We start from the raw sequence: 19,718 nt of genomic DNA on the forward strand, positions 1-19,718 counted from the left end.
AAACAGAGATCTTAAAAAATCTTAACTTAAGTCCAACAAAGTAATAACAAAACCTTAACAGCAGAACATTCATATATGTCGGATCTTTGTAATGTAATAAACTGGTTATTTATTATTTTGGTTTTGGTTAGTTAAATGATGCCGGCGTCTTCGAGATGCCGGCATTCTTTATTTATATAAGTTTTGTTTTTTTGTTTCAGGTTTAAAGTTTCAGGTTGCTTTAGATTGAACATAATTACCACAGAGTTTCACAAAAGGTTTTCACAGAGATTCGCAAAGTTTTTTATAATACCCTAATAAAATTACTCAGTGTACCTCTGTGAAAAAACTTTGTGCAACTCTGCGGTAGAATCTACACAATTCAAAAACTTGAAACATAAAAAACCTGAAACTTTCTACTCTTTCTCCAATATGGATACAACTACAAGGGATTTGGCTACTTTACAACTTTATTGTTGACGGATCTTTGTGCTATTAATTTAAAACACAAAAATCAAACAGGTTATGAGCACAATACAAAAATTTAAATTAGGAAATCAGGGGCTTGTTGTTCCTAATATTGGTTTAGGGTGTATGGGAATGACCCAAATTGCAGGAATGAATATTTATGGCAAAGCCGATGAAAAAGAAGCTATTGCAACAATTCACAAATCCCTTGAGTTAGGTGGAAATTTTCTGGACACAGCCGATTTATATGGTCCTTTACTGAATGAAAGATTAGTAGCAAAAGCAATAAAAGGCAATCGTGATGCTTATATTATTGCAACAAAATTTGGCTACGAAATTGATGATAACGAACAACTTACCTGGCAGTTTAACGGCAAGAAAGAATATGTAAAAAAAGCGGTAGAACGTTCTCTAAAAAACCTGGGAACTGATTATATCGATTTGTACTATTTACACAGACTTGACCCAAACACACCCATTGAAGAAACGGTACGGGCAATGGCCGATTTGGTAAAAGAAGGAAAAGTGGGTTATATCGGATTATCTGAAGTTTCAGCTGAAACGATACGCAAAGCACACAAAATTCACCCTTTGACTGCCGTACAAACAGAATATTCTTTATTTGAAAGAAGCGCTGAAGAAGCTGGTATTTTGGATACGCTAAACGAATTAGAAATTGGTTTTGTTGCCTATTCACCACTAGGAAGAGGTTTTATTTCGGGAGATATAAAAAGTCCGGATGATTTTGACGATACTGATTTCAGAAAAGCAATTCCGCGTTTTCAGGGAGAACAATTTTATAAAAACATAGAATTGGTAAATGAAATTCAGAAAATGGCAAACGAAAGACAAATCACTGCTTCTCAATTGGCACTTTCATGGATTGCATCAAAAAATATTTTAGCAATTCCGGGAACAAAAAGAGTAAAATATGTAGAGCAAAATATCGCCGCTGCGCAAATGGTTCTCTCTGCAGACGAAATGAATCGATTAGAAACGATTATTCCGCTTGGTACGCAAACCGGTGCCCGATATGATGCGGCTAATATGGCTGGAATTGATCAATAATTTACTTAAATAAATCACTCAGGAAAAGTTATCTTTACGGTAGCTTTTCCTCTTTTATATTGTTTTAAATATAATTGTTTTAAATATTTCGCTATGAAAAAAGAAGTTCATATTCCCTATACGATTCAGTCCATATCAGAATTACATTCTTTACTCAAAATTCCAAAACCAGAACATCCTTTAGTGAGTTTTGTCGATTTAAGTAAAATAACCTGCCATTTTGATGACAATCTAAAAAGTGTTGTTTACTCTTTTTATGCCGTTTGCATCAAAAAAGGTTTTACGGGAAAAATGAAATACGGACAAAGCAATTATGACTTTGATGAAGGTGTAATGACTTTTATGTCACCGGGACAAGTAATTTCTACAGAAGTTAGTGTTGATACTGCAGTTTATGGCGCAATGTTGGTGATTCATCCTGATTTTATTCAAAACTATGCCTTGGCAAAAAACATAAAAGATTATGGCTATTTTTCATATTCTGTTAGCGAAGCTTTGCATCTTTCTGACAAAGAACAAATTATGATTACCGGAATCATGAAAAATATCGAACAGGAATATTGTTCTTCTATAGATGCTTTTAGTCAGGACGTAATGGTTTCTCATATCGAACTGCTGCTTAATTATTGTAACCGTTTTTATAACAGACAATTCATTACGCGAAAAAGTGTCAATAACACTCTTTTAAGCAAATTAGAAACTTTGTTATCTGCTTATTTTGAAGGTGATAAAGTACAGAAATTCGGATTGCCTACCGTTGCTTATCTTTCAGATGAGCTAAATGTTTCTCCCAATTATTTAAGTGATATGCTGCGTTCCTTAACAGGACAAAGTACACAGCATCATATTCACAATAAAATTATCGAAAAGGCAAAAGAACTGCTGACAACAACTTCCTTAAGTGTAAGCGAAACCGCTTTTCAATTGGGATTTGAGTATCCGCAGTCTTTTAATAAATTATTTAAAAGTAAAACAAACGTATCGCCGTTGGAATTTAGGAGCTCGTTTAATTAAAGTGGCTTTGTTTCAAGTCACTTTTGAACTTAATTTTCTACCACAGAGATTCACAAAGGTTACGCAAAGTTTCACAAAGGAAAAATAATTTACTTTGTGAATCTCTGTAAAAAAACTTTGTGAATCTCTGTGGTAAAATTTATATCCAACTTGGAATTAATTCTTTAACCTTTCATGGAGTATTCTAAAATACGGAAATGCTTTTAACAATCGGCTGCCGTGCCACGAGAACATTTCGCCATCAACGAAAATAGTTTTGGCATGATGCGTAAAACGTCCAATTTCAAAAGCATCTTCTTCCTTAAAAGGATAGGGTTCTGAGGAAAGAAAAACCAAATCAGGATCGCCTTCCAATCTCATTTTTTTGAGTTCTACTTCGGGATAACGGCCTTTGTCTTCGTATATATTCTGAAAATGATTCAGTTTTAATAATTCATTGATATACGTATCATTTCCGGCAACCATATAAGGATCTTTCCAAATAAAATAAGCGGCTTTTTGCATTGGAATATCCTGAATGTATTTTTTAAAATCGCTCAAGGCAAAAGCCAGTTTGTCGTTCCATTTCTGTGCTTCGGTTCTGCAATTAAAAAGCTGCCCGAAATCTGAAATCATCTGAAAATTATCTTCAACAGAAATAATATTCGTTACCCAAACCGGGCAAATCGCACTTAATTGTTCGACGATTTCCTGCGTGTTTTCTTCTTTATTACAGATGATGATATCAGGCTGTAATAGTTTTATTTTTTCGAAATGAATCTTTTTGGTTCCGCCAACCACTTTTTTGGTTGATTTAAAATGATATGGATGTACACAAAACTTAGTTATTCCAATGATTTTTTCTTCTAAACCTAAATCAAACAACAACTCGGTTTGAGATGGCACTAACGAAATGATTCGTTTTGGCGTTTTCTCAAAAGAATGTAAAGTGCCAAGCTGATCGGGTAATTGTTTCATTTTTTTTTTGTTTCAGGTTTATTGGATTGTGTTTTTTTTACCACAGAGTTACACAAAGTTTTACACAGAGATTCGCAAAGCTTTGTTCTGAAATTTTACGGCAGAGTGAATACAAAAGTTTTCCAAAAGTTCACAAAGCTTTACTTTGTATTTAAATAAAATCTTTGTGGACTTTTAAAATAAACTTCATATACAGAATAACCTTTGCGAAACTCTGTGAAAAAACTTTGTGCAACTCTGTGGTAGAACTATATTCAAAGTATAGCAACCTGAAACTTTAAACCTGAAACCTGGAATCTAAAATCTCTTCCATCTCTTTTTGAACTAACAGTGCTTCCTCTCTGGCCTTTTCTGCAAAGTCAGTTCCTTTTGAGGCGTAGATAATTGCTCTTGCAGAATTTACTAACAAACCTACTTTGTCGTTCATTCCGTATTTGCAAACTTCAGATAAGCTTCCGCCCTGAGCGCCAATTCCGGGAACTAGTAAGAAACTATCCGGAACAATTTTTCTGATTTCTGTAAAATATTCAGCTTTTGTCGCGCCTACAACGTACATTAAGTTCTGACTATTTTTCCATGTTTTAGAGGTTTCTAAAACTTGTTTGTATAATTCTTTTCCGTTTACATTTAAAGTCTGAAAATCGAAAGCGCCTTCATTTGAAGTTAAGGCTAACATTATAGTATGTTTATTTTCGAATGCCAAAAAAGGTTCAACTGAATCTTTTCCCATATAGGGCGCAACGGTTACACTATCAAAATTTAAATCTTCAAAAAAAGCTTTTGCGTACATACTTGAGGTATTTCCGATATCACCACGTTTTGCATCGGCTATGGTAAACATTTGAGGAAAATTCTCGTTGATGTAATTGATTGTTTTCTGTAATGAAATCCATCCTTTTATTCCGTACGCTTCAAAAAAAGCAGTATTTGGTTTGTATCCTACCGCTAAATCGTGTGTGGCATCAATTATTGCTTTATTAAATTCGAAAATTGGATCTTCGGTTTCTAATAAATGTGGTGGAATTTTGGCTAAATCAGGATCTAATCCAACGCATAAAAATGATTTTTTTTGAAGAATTTGTTCGTGTAGTTGTTGTGTTGTCATTCTTGTTTTTTTAGTTCTTCTAATTTCAAAGAAATGGCTCTTTTTAGAAAGTATGCAAAAATAAAAAAAGCCACTCAATTAAGAATGGCTTTTTGGTATTATATTCAATTGATTTACAAATTACCTAAGTAAACAATTTCTGTTCTTCTGTTTTCTGCTCTTCCAGAAGCGGTTTTATTTGATTTAACCGGTTTTGTAGATCCAAATCCCTGAGAAGTTAGATTGGCAGGGTTTACACCTTTTTCTATTAAAAGATCCATTACTGCTTTTGCTCTGGCTTCAGATAATTTTTGGTTTGCTTTTGCATTTCCAACATTATCTGTATGACCGTTAATGGCAAATTTAGCATTTGGATAATTTTTCAATATCTCTTTTATAGCGTCTAATCTTCCAGAAGTCACCCCTTTTTTAGCATCATTTAAAGTCGCTTTTCCTGTTACGAAGAAAATAGATTTTGCTTCTACTTTTAGTTGCTCTAATGTTGCTTTTGTTACTTTAGGACAGCCTTTGTTTTCTGCTGGTCCTGCGATTAACGGACAATCATCTTCTTTATCAGAAACACCGTCTTTATCAGCATCAAGATCCGGGCAGCCTTTATTTTCAACTAAACCAGCGACATCCGGGCAAGCATCGTCTTTATCTAAAACGCTATCTCCATCTGTATCAGGCCAAGGGCATCCTTTGTTTTCTACCGGACCGGCAACTGCAGGGCAAGCATCAACATTGTCTAATAAAGTATCTCCATCTGTATCTTTCCAGGGACAACCTTTGTTTTCTTTTGGACCTGCAACAGCTGCACAAGCATCGTCTTTATCAAAAACACCATCTGCATCAGTATCTGGCCATGGGCAACCATTATTTTCTGCCGGACCTGCTACTTTTCTACAAGAATCTTCCTTGTCGATTACACCGTCTTCATCGGTATCTTTAAATTTCTTTTCGTAAACCGGAATTTTCAATCCAAGATAAAAATCAGCTGCCTTAGATTCTTTTGAAACTACATTACTAAGAATCGATCCAGAACCTACGAAAAAAGCTCCAACACGCAATCCAGAACCAACTTGTGTTCCGCTGTATTCCATCCAGGTAACTGGCAAATAAAAACTGAACCATCTGCTTTCGTAACGAGGTGATAAACTCACTCTGTTTGCAATACCATTCCCGTTTAGTTTACCAGAAGATACCATATTAATATCTCCGTTAAGATTCAGGTAAAATTTATTGTGAATATTCCAGTCAACATCAGGATGAAGCGCTGTTGGTAAATTTGTTTTTAATCCTTTTGAAGTTGAAACTTTAGTATAATGTTCATTCAAAAAGTCGTAAAAATCATCAGCCTCGTCAATCATTTCCTGATTAATAGAACCGTTTACATTATAAGTATCTTGTTTTGCATTTTTGTAATTGATAGATCCAATATCTGTTACAGACAATCCAAAACGTACTTTGTATTTATTTAAATCCCTGAAATTATTATCAGCAGGTTTTGCTTTACTTAGATCATATTTATCATAATCGGGTCTCCATTCGTACACAAGTCCAAAATCAAAACCAAAACCTCTTGAATTAGCATCAAAGTCATAATCATTATTAGTTTCCCAATCCTGACTTGTACCAATAGTAAGCTGTCCTTGAGAATTTAACGTTCCATTTTCAGGATTAGCGGTATTTTCAACGTAGGAAAGATTGATATCTTTTCCCTGGATATATCCGTTTGTTCCACCCTGAAGGTATTTTACAGTTAAACCTCCTTTTAAAAAGTGCTGGTCTTTTTGGTATAAAACTGCGGCGTATGAAATACCCAATTCTCCCCAGGAATTAGAAGATCCGTTTGCATTACCAGCATTAAGATTAAAACTGCTGGCTTTGTCTAAACCTTCTTTAACCTGATCTACAAGGTTTCCGTTGATGTTTCTTAAATTGCTTACCGATCTGGCTCTTGTAAAAACTGCGATGGTATGTTTTGGTGCAATATTAAACATGAATGACGGTCCCATAATATCAAAATTAATCACCGCATTGTTTGAATTTGATGGGGTTACTTTAGACTGGGTATCAAAATCATATCCGTCTTTATAAACATCAGTAAGTTTAACTCCGTACAAATCATTTTGTACAGCTCCACTAACAGAAAACAAGTTAATATCTGTTTTAAAACGAGAATCGGCTATAAAAGCCGGATTGAAAAGAACGCTTTGAACTCCGGCGTAATTGTCCTGAAAATACCCCATGTAAGATTGGGCATTAACGGTTAAAGTGCATGTAAAAAGAAATAAAATAAGTAGTGTTTTTTTCATTTAAAATTGGTTTAAAATTTAGTTGGCGGCAAAACTACAATAATAGATTTGTTATTGTGTTATGCTAACATTGAATTCATGTAACATCTTTAATAAATTATGTAAATAAAAAACTTGCTGTGTTCTATAATTTTGGCCTAAATCTAAAATAAGAGGATTATGAGCCCAAATATTGGAATTACGCCAAAAAGTTTAAAGAAAAGTACAAGTATATTAGCCACGATTTTATCTAACGAAATGACCTTATATGTAAAAACCAGAAAATTTCACTGGAATATTTCAGGAAACAGTTTTATGGAACTACATAAATTATTTGAGGATCAATACCGAGTTTTAGAAAACAATATTGATGAGGTTGCAGAACGCATTAGTCAACTTGGAGAAAAGACTATTGGAACAATGAAGGAGTTTATAGAAAACTCTACCTTAAAAGAATCTCCTAAAGAATACGCTTCGCAAAAAAACATGCTGGAAGAACTTTTAGAAAACCACGAACAATTGGTTACTGAATTTAGAGACTATATTCCGATTTTTGAAAATGATAATAACGATATAGGGTCTGCTGATTTTATAACAGGTTTATTACAACAACACGAAAAAATGGCCTGGATTTTACGTCGTTATCAGGTTTAAAACCTAAAACTGTGAATTATGCAACAATCCTGAAAATGTATATAACACATCGTTATGGATTAATTTGCAACTTTACAATACTATAAATTACTAAATAAAACTATCATGAATACTACAGAGATAAAAGGAAACTGGAATGAGTTAAAAGGGAAATTAAAACAAAAATACGCTGATCTGACAGACGATGATTTAATGTATGCTGAAGGTAAAGAAGACGAAATGTACGGAAAACTTCAGCAAAAATTAGGTAAAACTAAAGAAGAATTTCATCAAATGTTATCGGATTTGTAATCCTTTTTGACCCAATCAAGATACCGTCTAAAATTTTAAACTTAGACGGTATTTTTTTGATTAGCTCAATGACCAATTGACAAATAAATTTCACTTAAATCTGTAATCTCAGCAAAAAGTCCAAAAAATTTAACTATCTTTAACCCTATTTCGATCCTATGAAACTATTTATAAAGTTTGACATCAACACAATTTGTTCTCTATTTTTAAAGCAAAAATTAGAAGAACAAAACATGAATTTTACCACATTAGGTTTTGGCGAAATTGAACTAGATGAAAATCTGAGTGTTGAAGCGCTGGAAGCTTTAAAAAATGATTTAAGCCCTTTTGGTTTTGAAGTTGTTGAAAACCAAAAAAGCGTTTTAGTTCAAAAAATTAAAGATGCCATTATTGAGCTTGTTTATATGGATGATAATAATAATTTTAAAAGTTCTGTATTTTTGGCAGAGAAATTAAATCATAGTTATGGTTATTTATCGAATGTGTTTTCGGAAGTAACGTATTCTTCTATAGAAAATTTTATTATTTTGCAAAAAATAGAAAGAGCCAAACAATTGATGCTAGTCAATGAAATGAGTTTAACCGAAATTGCTTTTTTACTTAATTATTCGAGTGTTGCTCATTTAAGTACCCAGTTTAAAAACACAACGGGAATAACTCCTTCGGCTTTTCAGAGAATTATTAAAAAAAGAAGAGAGAATTTAAAATAAAAATATAAAACCAATAAACCCACTAATTCGATGCAAAAAAACGCATTACACATTTTACTCGCTGATGACGATGAAGACGACCGCCTTTTCTTTAAAGATGCCTTTGAAGAAGTAAGAGTACAAACCAAAGTAACATTTGTTCATGATGGTCTTCAATTAATGGAACATTTAATGCAACCGGATGTAAAATTACCTGATATTTTATTTCTGGATTTGAACATGCCTAAAAAAACAGGAAAAGAATGTTTGATTGAAATTAAAAAAACCGAGCATCTTAAAAATATAATTATTGCCATTTATTCTACCTCTTCGTCTGAAGAAGACATAGAAGATACTTTTATTGAAGGAGCCAATATTTATATAAAAAAACCAAGTGATTTTAACACTTTAAAGAAAATTATTAATGAAGTCGTGACGTTAAATTGGCACTATCACACGTCTGGTTTAAACCGAGATAATTTCCTGTTGCGCCTAAAATAATAATGCCTAAATGAAGTGGATACCCAAGTTTAATTCTTCAAACTCATTGAGAGTTATTTTTGTAATCGCAGTTTTCATTCTGTTATTTCTTTCTTCAATTGCTTACAAACACAACCAGGATTTAAACGAATCCAGTAAACTTGTAATGCATACTTATGAAATAAACATTCAATTAGAGCGGTTAATGTCGGCGATAAAAGATGCCGAAACGGGGCAGCGTGGCTATATAATAACACGTAACGGCCGTTTTTTAACCCCTTATATTTATTCTCGCGACAAGGTAAATACTTCATTCATTACATTAAAAAAACTTACAGCCGATAATCCGAAGCAACAAAAAAACCTTCAAAAATTATTTAAGCTCATTACACAGCGTTTCATCTCTTTCGAAAACTGTTTTAAGTACAGCAATCCTCAAACATATGATAAAAGAAAACTTGACAATCATATGTTTGGCGGACGAATTTTAATGGATAACATTCGTTTTCAGGTTGATGAAATGAATGATATCGAAAAAAAATACCAACAAAAAAGATTAAAAATATATGATCAGGAAATTTCTTTAAGTCCTGTTTTCTCTATTTCATTATTTTTAACCGCATTAATCTTTATTATTCTTTCTTACAGACAAATCAGCAAAGACATTAACCGCTTAAAGATATTCAACAAAAAACTTTTGATTTCTTCGCGATTAATGGCCGAGTCTGAGGTTATTGGTAAATTCAGCACCTGGCAATGGGATCTTGATGTTGATAAAATCGATTATTCAGACAATCAATATCGTTTATTAGGTTTTAAACCAAATGCTTTTGTTCCTGAAAAAGATACTTTTTTAAATTTCGTACATCCGGATGATAAAGAGGCTGTAGCAAAATCTATGGAAGGAATCGTTAACAATAAACAATTACCTTTTATTTATTATAAGATCATGCTTCCTAATAATGAAATAAGATATTTCAAATCGACAGGAAAATTGTTGACTGATCAGCAAGGAAGCCAAATTTTACTCGGAATCAATTTTGATATTACTGACGAGCATTTATTAAACATAGAACTTCAGGAACGTAATAGAGAACTGGAAAAAAGCAATCAGGAACTTGCCTCTTTTAATCATGTTGCAAGTCATGATTTACAGGAACCTCTTCGAAAAATTCAAACCTTTATTTCAAGGGTTTCTGATGCAGACAAAGCTGTTTTATCTGATAGTGCCAAAAATTATATTAATAAGATTGAAGTTTCTGCAAAAAGAATGCGTGTTTTAATAGACGATTTGCTTTTGTTCTCCAGAACGAATACTACTAAAAAGGAATTCATAAAATCGAATTTGAATGAATTACTGGAAAATGCCAAATCTGAATTAACAGAAATCATAGACGAGAAAAAAGCAACCATTACGGTTTCAAAATTACCAAAGCTTGATGTTATTCCGTATCAAATCGAACAGCTTTTTATCAACCTGATTGGAAATTCCTTAAAATACAGTCAGCCTGATATTCGTCCGGAAATTAATATTGTAACTGAAAAAGTTTCATCAAAAGATTATCCTGATTTATTAGAACAAACCAGTAAGAAATTCTATAAGATAACTTTTTCTGATAACGGAATGGGATTTGATCCTCAGTTTAAAGAAACCATTTTTATTTTATTTCAGCGTTTGCATTCTAAAACAGATTATCCGGGAACAGGAATTGGTTTGGCGATTTGCAAAAAAATTGTCGAGAACCATAAAGGTCATATTACTGCAGACAGCATTTTAGGAAAAGGCTCCGTATTTACTGTGTTTCTACCAGAATAAAACTTCCAAAAAACTACATAAAAAACGTTATATAAATCCATTATGGGAATTATATAACGTTTCTTTTTTATGCTGTAAAGCAAAACGCTTCATTCGTTAGCATCTTTGTAATGTAATACTTTAACAAGTAATTAATGAAAGCAATGCCCATATTGAGAGCAACATTTTTAAAAATATTCTTTTTATTGATCATCGTATGCAACACGTCTTGCAACAAAAATAATCTAATAGAAAGCAACTTTAAAAATGAAGCTTTTAATACAAATGACAAAGAGCAAATGGAAGCTTATTTTTTTATTGCGACGGCAAATTTAAGTAAAGCTATTATTTCTAAAAGTCAGATTGCAGAACAAAAAACTTCTAAAAGTATTATCAAGCAATTAAGCAGGAAAATTGAAAATCACCAAAATAATTTGTTAAGGGATATAGCAAAAATAGCCAATAAAAGGCTGGTGATTGTTACCGAAATAAACAACTCCAGTAAACTGGAATTATATAAGTTAACTGATACTAAAGCTGCCAGCTTTGATAAAGTTTATCTGGATTCATTGTTAGAATCATTAAACGGACAAATTGAAGCATTAGAATCGGTTTCTAGAGAAACAAATGACGAAGTGATTTTGAAATTAGTATTGCATTATTTGCCAGAAATGTATCAGCTTTTAAGAGAAACTGAACAAATTAAACAAAAAATTAATTAAATGCCTGTAGAGCAATCATTAACCTAAATTATCACAATTATGAAAATGCAATCAAATTTATTATGCGCCTTAGTCCTATTTATGACAGCTTCTTTTGGAATGTTACACGCTCAGGACGAAAATGTTACAACCGAGTTTGGTGTAAAAGGAGGTTTCAACATGTCTAATTTTTTATCTGACGATGATGAAGCAACTGACGAAAATATCCTATATGGTTTTAATGCCGGTGTTTATGCCACATTACCAATATCAGATTTTGTTGCTATTCAGCCAGAGGTTTTATTTACCACAAGAGGTTCTAAGTTAGAATATAACAGTGATCTTGCAAGCGGAGACGCAAAATTCAAATTAAACTATATCGAAGTTCCTTTATTAGTTAGAGTTAATATCACTAAAAACTTTAACCTTCAGGCAGGTGGATATGCATCTTATTTAGTAAGTTCTAAACTTACCGGAGACGGAGCTGCTGAATTTGACGAAGATATTGATACAGATGACTTAAACAAATTCGATGCTGGTATTGTAGCAGGTGTTGGAGTTGATTTTAGCCCGGTAAGTATTGGTGTTCGTTACAACTATGGTTTAACCACTATTGGTAAAGAAAGAACTGTTGCAGGACAAACTTATACATTCCCGGATGCAAAAAACAGTAACTTCTCTGTTTACTTATCATACAAATTAAATTAAAAAATAAATCAATTAATTATTAACCATAAATAACAAGACCATGTCAAATTTATTATATACAATCGCAGTGATTCTGGTTATCCTTTGGGCCCTTGGGTTCTTTGTATACAGCGCCGGAAGTATTATTCACATTTTATTAGTAATTGCTATTATCGCAATTCTGTTCAGACTTATTAAAGGTCGAGAAATTTAAAAAACACAACAATTAATTAAATATACATTAATCCATTAAATCAAATATTATGAAAACTAGTAGCACAATTTTAGGAATTTTAGGAGCCGCAGCGGCGGGAGCATTTTTAGGAGTTTTGTTTGCACCGGATAAAGGTTCAGAAACAAGAAAAAAAATAAAAGATAAATCAAAAGATTACGGAGATAACCTAAAAGGTAAATTTGACGGAATTGTAAGCACGATTACTTCAAACGGTAAAGATATTATCGAAGAAGGAAAAGCAAAATTCAATTCTGTGAAAGAAGACTTCAACACTGTTAAAGATGAAGCTAAAGCTGTAAAAACGAACTATTAAAAAAGTGAATTTTTTAAACCATAAAATACCTTTATCATGGAAACAAATGCAACAACAAGAAACGACGAAAACATTTTTGAAAAAGCTGAAAATTATACCCGAACAAGTATTGAATTAGTCAAACTTAAAACGGTATCTGCATCAGCAGATGTTCTTTCTACATTAACATCTAAAATTGCCGTTGGTGCTGTTGTTGCGTTTTTTACCTTGTTTCTTAATATCGGGATAAGTTTATGGATTGGAAAACAGCTTGGAGAATATTCTTATGGCTTTTTTATATTGGCGTTATTTTACCTGATTGTTGCCATTGTATTGAACAAATTTCAACATTCGCTAATAAAAACACCAATTGGAAATATGATTATTTCCAGTATTTTAAAAGAAACTAAAACTGATTCGAACGAAAATGACCAAGCTTTAAATTAATTGTTATGGGAACCATTAAAGAAAACGTTTTTACTGTTGACAGATTAGAACAAATGATTCTTGAAACAAAAGCGCAACAAAAACAGGACTGGATTGCAATTAAAGATGAAGTTGCAGAAATTAAACACAATCTGAAACCGTTAAATCTGATTAGAAATACGGTTGAAGAAATTAATGAAGCAGTTGGAGTTAAAAGTCATTTGGCACAAGCAGCAATCAGTATAGGAATTGGTTATCTCGCAAAGAGATTAGTAGTAGGAAAATCCGATTCGGCCTTTAAAAGCATCTTCGGATCAGTAATACAATTGATTATAACCAATTTAGTTTCAAAACCTCATGAATCTGAACCTTCAGAAGAAGATAAAGATCCATCACAACACGAACCATCACAAGAGTAATTGTACAACCTTAAATTATGTATCATGGAAAAGTTAAATGAAATAATTATAAAAAATGGTGTTTACATGTACTCTAACCTATATAAATGTTTTGAATTTACGAGAGTATTTTTAGGTATCTAACTTGATTATACGTTTTTATAAATAACAACGGTTAGTCAGTTAATATCCTTCACTATATATCTTAAAAGGTTCAAAGAGGCAAAGGCGCAGAGGTACAAAGATGCCAAAGATCCGGAGTTATCAGATTTGAATCTTATAAAAAAGGGACTGTTTCACAAGTGAAACAGTCCCTTTTTAAATTTTATTAAATCGTAAGGCACATTCTAAACCTCTGTACCTTTGTTCCTTTAAACCTCTGTACCTTTTTTAGAACACTTCCGAAGCTTCTTTCAATTTCTCCATATTGTTTACCAATTGTAATTCGGCAACAATTTTTTGGATATCACCGTTCATGATGTTTCCTAAATCGTATAAAGTTAAACCAACTCTGTGATCTGTTACACGACCCTGAGCGTAGTTGTACGTACGAATCTTAGCCGAACGGTCACCAGAACTAACCTGAGAGGTACGTTTTGTAGCATCTTCAGCCTCTTTCTTAGCCAATTCCTGTTCGTATAAACGAGAACGTAAAACGTTCAACGCTTTATCTTTGTTTTTATGCTGTGATTTCTGATCCTGACATTGCGCCACCAATCCGGTTGGAATGTGCGTTAAACGTACCGCAGATTTCGTTGTATTAACCGATTGTCCTCCAGGTCCTGATGAACAGAAGAAATCAACACGAACATCGTTCATATCAATTTGAACATCAAACTCTTCCGCTTCCGGTAAAACCATAACCGTTGCAGCAGATGTATGCACACGACCTTGTGTTTCAGTCTGAGGAACACGCTGAACACGGTGAACACCAGCTTCAAATTTTAAAGTTCCGTAAACATCTTCACCCGAAACCTCAAAAATTACCTCTTTGAAACCTCCGGAAGTTCCTTCGTTCATATCTACAACCGAAGTTCTCCAGCCTTGATTTTCACAATATTTAGTATACATTCTGAATAAATCTCCGGCAAAAATACTCGCTTCATCCCCACCCGTTCCGGCACGAATCTCGACCATTACGTTTTTAGCATCTTCAGGATCTTTAGGAATCAACATAAATTTGATTTCTTCCTCAAGTTCCGGCAATCTTTCTTTTGCTTCGTCTAATTGCATTTTGGCCATTTCGGTCATATCTGCATCACTTCCATCAGCAATAATTTCGTTTGCCTCATCTATATTAGCCATCAAAAGCACATATTCATCACGCTTTTCAGCCAATGCTTTCAGGTTTTTGTACTCCTGATTCAATTGCACATAACGTTTCTGATCAGAAATAACATCCGGCTGGATAATTAAGTCCGAAATCTCGTCGAAACGCTGTTTTACTATTTGAAGTCTATCTAACATTTTCTAATTCCTTTTATTGGAGTGCAAATTTACGAAATTTTTGTTGAAAATTCTATTATTGATTTTTTGAGTTTTTTAGGTTGACTTTTTAGTGGAATTATGTCAGCTTTTTGGATCTGTTTCCTGCTATTCGTTTACAATCTTTTGTTTCGCTAAAGCTTCACAAAAGGATTTCCACTTTTATCAGGGCTAGGGAGTTTGGTTTACAAGAATATTTATGGTTTCCGTAAAAAATGATTTTACAAATTTAATTTTGGAAAAATGATTTTACGATGTTAATTTATATATTTGAAAAATATAATTTTAACAAAAACTCAGCAAGATTGTTAATTAGTCATATGTTCTAAAACTAAAAAAGAAAAAATAATTTAATAAATGAACAAAGAAAAAGCAATAACGTATAGTCTTTTAGCTCACATAAGAAATACAGGTACATTAGCTAAAGGACCTATTGATATTTTTATTCCGCTTATAAAAAGAGTTCTTTCAAAAATGAATTCAAATGGTATATTTCAAGGTAAAAGCGTTTCTGAAATAAAATCTACTGCTGATCAATTATATTATATTGACTTCCCAATCCCTGTTTTAAAAAAGATATTGGTCGAAATTTGTAAAGAGGTAAATACTGAAGAAAAAACGCACTTTGTATTATACAAAGATGGTGCGTTTAGTATCAAGGAATTTGCATTTATAGAATATGATGAAATAATTGAATCCCAAACTAAAGATATAAACGAATTAGAAGATCTTTTTAAACAGTTTTGTGAAACTTCGGAATTAAAAATTGAAAACAGCAGTTCAATATTTAAGTTTATTGAAAAAAATAAATTTAATCTTTCAAAATACATTTCAAATAGCCAAACTACAAATGGATTTGATTATACAGCAGAAGCACAATTTGTAAATTTCTTTAAACAAATCCCTCCAATTTATGAAAGAATAAAGAATATTTATTTGGGTTCTATTATTTCTGGTTATATCGAGTACAATTCTGACGAAGCTGAAAGAGATATAGAATTATTATTTGATACTAATTTTATTGTTGGATTAATTGATTTAAATACCCCAGAATCAACACATACTTGCAGAACATTATTAAAAATTGCTAAACAACAAAAATTCAAAATTAGAATTTTAAAAGATACAATTGAAGAAACTAAAAATCTTCTAGATACAAAAGCAGAATTTTTTGAAAAGTCTTTTTTGCAAAAAAAAGTAAATCCAGAAGATGTTTATAATGCCTGCGATCGGAGAAGGTTAAATAAATCTGATTTAGAAAGAATAGCAGATAATTTAGAAACTACAATAAGTACATTTGGTATAAGTATTTTGTATCAAACCGATAAATTAAATAATGAAGCAAAATTTACTGAGGAATATAAATTGTTTGAAAAGGTAAGAAATTCTAAAAAATCTGCATTACATGATGCTACAGCAATACTTTACATTAACAAAACAAGAAAATTTAAAATTAAAGAATTTGATAAAGTTAATGCTTGGTTTGTTAATAACTCAACATCAAGTGATGGTGAAAATATATTTTTGAAGAATGGTTTTCAACCTGAAAGTATAAAAGCCGATGATTTACTAAATATCTTATGGTTAAGTAATCCACAGATCAATAAAAATATAGAAGGAAATGATTTAGCAGAAATCGGATTAACCTCTATAATTTCATTATCCTTAAATATAAATCTTCCAAAATCAAAAATTTTAAGAGAATTAGATGATAATATTCATAAATATGCAAAAGAAGAAATTAGCGACACTGATATTATAAGAGTTGCAACAAGAATAACCAATAAACAGCTTAGAGATATTGAAGAATTAAACATTCTTGCAGAAACAGATAAAGTAGAATTTGTAAAAAGATTAGAAGAAGAATCTAATAAACAAAAAAGAATTGAAGAATTAAGAATAAAAAAATTAGAACATATATTTGAAAATGTTTCGAGAAGAACTGACGAATTAGAAAAATCCAGAAAAGAATTCGAGGAAAAATCAAAAGGAATTGACGAAATATTGAAAGAGAAAAACTCTTCAACTTCAAAAGTTGCTAAATTAGAACATGAATTATTAAAAGAACGAAATATAATCATTGAATTAAAAAGAAATAATTGGATTAAAATCGAATTAAAAAAATGGAGAAGAAAAACTTGGTTTGAATTTCTTATCCTTTCTTCAATAATGATAGTCGCTCTTATCTATATATTTAATGAATCTGATTGGAATATTACAAAAGCAATTCAATACTTCACGGTCTTAAAATCGAACTTTATTATTAGTGGATTTATAACATTCCTTTTAGCAATTTTTAATTCAATTACAATAAAGACGTTATTTGGAAAATATAGAAATCATTCAAACATTAAAAGCTATAAAGAATCATTAGTGATTCCTGATAATTTAAAAGATTTAAAATAACAACCAGCCAGATCTCGCATTTATAGTTTACCCTTCAATAGTGCGGATTTGCAATCCGTACCCGTAACAGTGAGACACAATACTTTGTGTTTTTAAAAAGATGACCCTCTTTGTGGGCACGGATTGCAAATCCGCGCTATCGGGTTTCTTTTTTTATTTGTAACAATTATGTTAATATTTAAATCAATATATTAAGTAAGATAAATTATACGTATTATTGTGTTTAACAAAGTAATTACTTACAAAAATACATCTGATTTATTATGTTTAGAAAATTTGACACCTTTGACACCTTTACTAATTTTAAGAAAGATGACGATCTCGGTCAGTATTCTTCCTATGCTGCTTATAACAACGATTTATTGAGATTGGTCGATTTCTACGGGCGAACTCCATTTGATTGGTATCGAAACAAAAAAACCGGAGAAATAATTTGGCTTGACGGACATGCTAAAATTGACCACTATTCTAATTTAGGACATTCCTGGGGCAAAACTTTTACAAATGGTGACAGATTGTTATTGGATGGAGAGACCAAAAAAATATATTATAACGGAGACGTTATTTACAATTTTAAGAAAAAAAAATCATCATTTTTTAGTGGAGGATATGCACTTTCTGACGGCGGAAACAATCAAGACCCTGGCTCATTACGCAAAGGATCGAGAGGTGTTACATGGATTGATTTTGGTGGTGCATTTGAAGCGCTTATTATTATATTGGGATTTGAAGTGAAAGGTACTACTTCAAGAGGAAAAGGAACAAATGGAGGAAAACCAACATATGAGAATAAAGTAGATGATGGAATAAACGCTGTTGATTTTGGGTCAAATGGAATTAAAGCAGTGAAAGAAACTGTAGAGAAACAACAAGCTAAGGAGAATAATGAAAATAGTACTAGAGCTAATAAAAATTTAAGAACAACTTGGTATAACAAAGATGGAAAAGAAATTAGAACAGAAATTAAAAAGGATTATGAATAAAAGAAATAAAATATTAACAATTTTATTTTCTGTAATTCTATTAGCAATAATAGCGTTTTTTTTCTTGTCTAGGGCTGAAAAAAAACATGTTTTACGTGAATATTATCCAAACAGAAAACAAGCTTCAGAATATGAATATATCATTAAAGATGTTGATACTGTTTTGCATGGAAAATTTATACGTTACAACAAAGAAGGAAATAAAATAGCTGAAGGAAATTTTGTAAATGGAGAACCAAACGGAAAAAGCATCTATTATTTTGACAATGGCATAATAGAATCAATATTTTATCGAAAAAACAGCAAAATTTTACAGGAAATTACAGAAAATTATCCATCGGGAAAAATAATACAATACACATTATATGACTATTTTGGCTTGTCAGCTTTTATTGTTCGTTTTGATAAAAAGGGAAATGTTTTAAACTTTGAAGGTTATCCATTAATGGAAACATATCAATATAGAATTGCAAACAAAAAGAGATTTAAAACTAAAATTGAGCAGTACCTTAAAGTTGGAGACACACTACAACAGCAATATATAATAGCCAATATACCTAATGCCAAGCGCAGTTTTAAGATAGAAAATTTAAATGCAGATGAGGTAAAAACTAAACGAACATTCAAAAAAACGTCCCAAACTGGAATTAAAGTAAAAGAATTATTAATCAAAAAAGGAATTAATACGATAAGAGCCGTTGTTAAATATGAATTTAATGATAAAGAAAAAACGGTTATAAATGATACGATTTCTTTTAAGGTTGATGTTAATTAGTCTAAAGCTAGATGAAAAAGAAATAATTTCCCTGCTCCCCCGCTGGCGCTGGCGTCTCGCTCGTGAACGCAAACTATGTCAATAACAAAACAAATAAAATTATATGCTGGCAGAACGGGACGCTAGCGCTAGCATATAGTAAATCTTAAATTGCATTAGCCTTACAAACAAATCTTATGCAAATCATCCAAAATTTCCATTTCTTCTTCAGGTAAAAGCTGTAAAGCAATTTCAAGCAAAGTCATTACATTATGATCAGCTTCATTAAAAGAAAAACAGGCCTGACTTCTGGCATCATCATTAAGCAAAATAATACTTGCTTTTAAAAGACTTGAAACCATTAAATTTAATTCGTTATAACCAGATATTTTTAGGTTTACGCTAAACGAGTTGTCACTACTATTTTCTGGTTTTAGTTTTTTGAATTTATTTAATCTTTTCATTGATTCAAGAAATTCTGTGACTTTTTGTTTATGTTGTGTTTCCATGATTTTCTATTTTTTTCTTGAAAACAAAACTACAAGTAACAGATTACTTTTAAGTGATTGCATACA

The 19,718-nt window shown here is 31.7% G+C and carries 21 protein-coding genes; 16 read left to right on the plus strand and 5 right to left on the minus strand.

What is annotated here, in order from left to right:
- Window positions 1-504 precede the first annotated feature (504 nt).
- Window positions 505-1,515: an aldo/keto reductase gene (locus SD960_RS22160; RefSeq protein WP_318806032.1), complete on the plus strand. Its 1,011-nt coding sequence runs from the start codon at window positions 505-507 to the stop codon at window positions 1,513-1,515.
- A 93-nt stretch (window positions 1,516-1,608) separates the two neighbouring features.
- Entirely contained in the window at window positions 1,609-2,529 is a 921-nt protein-coding gene (locus tag SD960_RS22165) for a helix-turn-helix domain-containing protein (protein WP_318806033.1), read from the plus strand.
- Window positions 2,530-2,685: 156 nt separating this feature from the next.
- On the opposite strand, the gene SD960_RS22170 is transcribed toward SD960_RS22165, so the two are convergent.
- From SD960_RS22170 to SD960_RS22180, 3 genes are all read right to left on the minus strand, one after another.
- Window positions 2,686-3,486 (minus strand): helical backbone metal receptor, encoded by an 801-nt coding sequence (locus tag SD960_RS22170; protein WP_318806034.1) that lies wholly within the window; start codon window positions 3,484-3,486, stop codon window positions 2,686-2,688.
- Between the two features lie 277 nt (window positions 3,487-3,763).
- Window positions 3,764-4,591 (minus strand): orotidine-5'-phosphate decarboxylase, encoded by an 828-nt coding sequence (gene pyrF, locus SD960_RS22175; RefSeq protein WP_318806035.1) that lies wholly within the window; start codon window positions 4,589-4,591, stop codon window positions 3,764-3,766.
- A 113-nt stretch (window positions 4,592-4,704) separates the two neighbouring features.
- A complete protein-coding gene (locus tag SD960_RS22180) occupies window positions 4,705-6,888 on the minus strand; it encodes a DUF5723 family protein (RefSeq protein ID WP_318806036.1) in 2,184 nt (727 codons plus the stop codon).
- Window positions 6,889-7,047: 159 nt separating this feature from the next.
- On the opposite strand from SD960_RS22180, the gene SD960_RS22185 reads away from it, so the two are divergent.
- From SD960_RS22185 to SD960_RS22235, 11 genes are all read left to right on the plus strand, one after another.
- The gene (locus tag SD960_RS22185; RefSeq protein ID WP_318806037.1) at window positions 7,048-7,521 is read left to right on the plus strand and encodes a DNA starvation/stationary phase protection protein; all 474 of its coding nucleotides are present in this window, start codon (window positions 7,048-7,050) and stop codon (window positions 7,519-7,521) included.
- Between the two features lie 105 nt (window positions 7,522-7,626).
- A complete protein-coding gene (locus tag SD960_RS22190) occupies window positions 7,627-7,812 on the plus strand; it encodes a CsbD family protein (RefSeq protein WP_042566323.1) in 186 nt (61 codons plus the stop codon).
- Between the two features lie 158 nt (window positions 7,813-7,970).
- Complete coding sequence (locus tag SD960_RS22195; RefSeq protein ID WP_302095263.1) at window positions 7,971-8,522, plus strand: helix-turn-helix domain-containing protein; 552 nt, start codon at window positions 7,971-7,973, stop codon at window positions 8,520-8,522.
- 30 nt (window positions 8,523-8,552) lie between these two features.
- Entirely contained in the window at window positions 8,553-9,002 is a 450-nt protein-coding gene (locus SD960_RS22200) for a response regulator (protein WP_042566325.1), read from the plus strand.
- Window positions 9,003-9,012: 10 nt separating this feature from the next.
- Window positions 9,013-10,797 (plus strand): CHASE3 domain-containing protein, encoded by a 1,785-nt coding sequence (locus SD960_RS22205; protein ID WP_318806038.1) that lies wholly within the window; start codon window positions 9,013-9,015, stop codon window positions 10,795-10,797.
- A 134-nt stretch (window positions 10,798-10,931) separates the two neighbouring features.
- Complete coding sequence (locus SD960_RS22210) at window positions 10,932-11,498, plus strand: DUF4142 domain-containing protein (protein ID WP_318806040.1); 567 nt, start codon at window positions 10,932-10,934, stop codon at window positions 11,496-11,498.
- A gap of 39 nt (window positions 11,499-11,537) precedes the next feature.
- The gene (locus tag SD960_RS22215) at window positions 11,538-12,185 is read left to right on the plus strand and encodes a porin family protein (protein ID WP_318806041.1); all 648 of its coding nucleotides are present in this window, start codon (window positions 11,538-11,540) and stop codon (window positions 12,183-12,185) included.
- 40 nt (window positions 12,186-12,225) lie between these two features.
- Window positions 12,226-12,378: a lmo0937 family membrane protein gene (locus SD960_RS22220; protein WP_007811479.1), complete on the plus strand. Its 153-nt coding sequence runs from the start codon at window positions 12,226-12,228 to the stop codon at window positions 12,376-12,378.
- Between the two features lie 49 nt (window positions 12,379-12,427).
- Window positions 12,428-12,712 (plus strand): YtxH domain-containing protein, encoded by a 285-nt coding sequence (locus tag SD960_RS22225; RefSeq protein ID WP_042566329.1) that lies wholly within the window; start codon window positions 12,428-12,430, stop codon window positions 12,710-12,712.
- Between the two features lie 36 nt (window positions 12,713-12,748).
- The gene (locus SD960_RS22230; protein ID WP_318806042.1) at window positions 12,749-13,138 is read left to right on the plus strand and encodes a phage holin family protein; all 390 of its coding nucleotides are present in this window, start codon (window positions 12,749-12,751) and stop codon (window positions 13,136-13,138) included.
- A gap of 5 nt (window positions 13,139-13,143) precedes the next feature.
- Window positions 13,144-13,536, plus strand: a complete 393-nt coding sequence (locus SD960_RS22235) for a hypothetical protein (RefSeq protein ID WP_318806043.1) — start codon at window positions 13,144-13,146, stop codon at window positions 13,534-13,536.
- Window positions 13,537-13,905: 369 nt separating this feature from the next.
- Here SD960_RS22235 and prfA read toward each other — a convergent pair whose 3' ends face one another.
- Window positions 13,906-14,982: a peptide chain release factor 1 gene (prfA, locus tag SD960_RS22240; RefSeq protein ID WP_026981929.1), complete on the minus strand. Its 1,077-nt coding sequence runs from the start codon at window positions 14,980-14,982 to the stop codon at window positions 13,906-13,908.
- A gap of 375 nt (window positions 14,983-15,357) precedes the next feature.
- Between prfA and SD960_RS22245 the strand changes: the two genes are divergently transcribed.
- From SD960_RS22245 to SD960_RS22255, 3 genes are all read left to right on the plus strand, one after another.
- On the plus strand, window positions 15,358-17,406 hold the full coding sequence (locus SD960_RS22245; RefSeq protein ID WP_318806044.1) for a hypothetical protein: 2,049 nt from the start codon (window positions 15,358-15,360) through the stop codon (window positions 17,404-17,406).
- Between the two features lie 263 nt (window positions 17,407-17,669).
- Window positions 17,670-18,389, plus strand: a complete 720-nt coding sequence (locus SD960_RS22250) for a hypothetical protein (protein WP_318806045.1) — start codon at window positions 17,670-17,672, stop codon at window positions 18,387-18,389.
- Window positions 18,382-19,164 (plus strand): hypothetical protein, encoded by a 783-nt coding sequence (locus tag SD960_RS22255; RefSeq protein WP_318806046.1) that lies wholly within the window; start codon window positions 18,382-18,384, stop codon window positions 19,162-19,164. The genes SD960_RS22250 and SD960_RS22255 overlap by 8 nt, the downstream gene beginning before the upstream one ends.
- Window positions 19,165-19,325: 161 nt before the next feature.
- Here SD960_RS22255 and SD960_RS22260 read toward each other — a convergent pair whose 3' ends face one another.
- Complete coding sequence (locus SD960_RS22260; RefSeq protein WP_318806047.1) at window positions 19,326-19,652, minus strand: hypothetical protein; 327 nt, start codon at window positions 19,650-19,652, stop codon at window positions 19,326-19,328.
- Window positions 19,653-19,718: the final 66 nt, after the last annotated feature.

Source organism: Flavobacterium sp. MMLR14_040 (genome assembly GCF_033657265.1).
Taxonomy (GTDB): Bacteria; Bacteroidota; Bacteroidia; order Flavobacteriales; family Flavobacteriaceae; genus Flavobacterium.

Bases quoted from the DNA above. Each gene is read 5' to 3' on its own strand.
- SD960_RS22205 (WP_318806038.1), top strand. From the start codon at position 9,013: ATGAAGTGGATACCCAAGTTTAATTCTTCAAACTCATTGAGAGTTATT.
- pyrF (WP_318806035.1), bottom strand. From the start codon at position 4,591: ATGACAACACAACAACTACACGAACAAATTCTTCAAAAAAAATCATTT.
- SD960_RS22235 (WP_318806043.1), top strand. From the start codon at position 13,144: ATGGGAACCATTAAAGAAAACGTTTTTACTGTTGACAGATTAGAACAA.
- SD960_RS22200 (WP_042566325.1), top strand. From the start codon at position 8,553: ATGCAAAAAAACGCATTACACATTTTACTCGCTGATGACGATGAAGAC.
- SD960_RS22185 (WP_318806037.1), top strand. From the start codon at position 7,048: ATGAGCCCAAATATTGGAATTACGCCAAAAAGTTTAAAGAAAAGTACA.
- SD960_RS22250 (WP_318806045.1), top strand. From the start codon at position 17,670: ATGTTTAGAAAATTTGACACCTTTGACACCTTTACTAATTTTAAGAAA.
- SD960_RS22215 (WP_318806041.1), top strand. From the start codon at position 11,538: ATGAAAATGCAATCAAATTTATTATGCGCCTTAGTCCTATTTATGACA.
- SD960_RS22165 (WP_318806033.1), top strand. From the start codon at position 1,609: ATGAAAAAAGAAGTTCATATTCCCTATACGATTCAGTCCATATCAGAA.
- SD960_RS22225 (WP_042566329.1), top strand. From the start codon at position 12,428: ATGAAAACTAGTAGCACAATTTTAGGAATTTTAGGAGCCGCAGCGGCG.
- SD960_RS22195 (WP_302095263.1), top strand. From the start codon at position 7,971: ATGAAACTATTTATAAAGTTTGACATCAACACAATTTGTTCTCTATTT.
- SD960_RS22230 (WP_318806042.1), top strand. From the start codon at position 12,749: ATGGAAACAAATGCAACAACAAGAAACGACGAAAACATTTTTGAAAAA.
- prfA (WP_026981929.1), bottom strand. From the start codon at position 14,982: ATGTTAGATAGACTTCAAATAGTAAAACAGCGTTTCGACGAGATTTCG.
- SD960_RS22190 (WP_042566323.1), top strand. From the start codon at position 7,627: ATGAATACTACAGAGATAAAAGGAAACTGGAATGAGTTAAAAGGGAAA.
- SD960_RS22220 (WP_007811479.1), top strand. From the start codon at position 12,226: ATGTCAAATTTATTATATACAATCGCAGTGATTCTGGTTATCCTTTGG.
- SD960_RS22180 (WP_318806036.1), bottom strand. From the start codon at position 6,888: ATGAAAAAAACACTACTTATTTTATTTCTTTTTACATGCACTTTAACC.
- SD960_RS22210 (WP_318806040.1), top strand. From the start codon at position 10,932: ATGAAAGCAATGCCCATATTGAGAGCAACATTTTTAAAAATATTCTTT.
- SD960_RS22160 (WP_318806032.1), top strand. From the start codon at position 505: ATGAGCACAATACAAAAATTTAAATTAGGAAATCAGGGGCTTGTTGTT.
- SD960_RS22170 (WP_318806034.1), bottom strand. From the start codon at position 3,486: ATGAAACAATTACCCGATCAGCTTGGCACTTTACATTCTTTTGAGAAA.
- SD960_RS22245 (WP_318806044.1), top strand. From the start codon at position 15,358: ATGAACAAAGAAAAAGCAATAACGTATAGTCTTTTAGCTCACATAAGA.
- SD960_RS22260 (WP_318806047.1), bottom strand. From the start codon at position 19,652: ATGGAAACACAACATAAACAAAAAGTCACAGAATTTCTTGAATCAATG.
- SD960_RS22255 (WP_318806046.1), top strand. From the start codon at position 18,382: ATGAATAAAAGAAATAAAATATTAACAATTTTATTTTCTGTAATTCTA.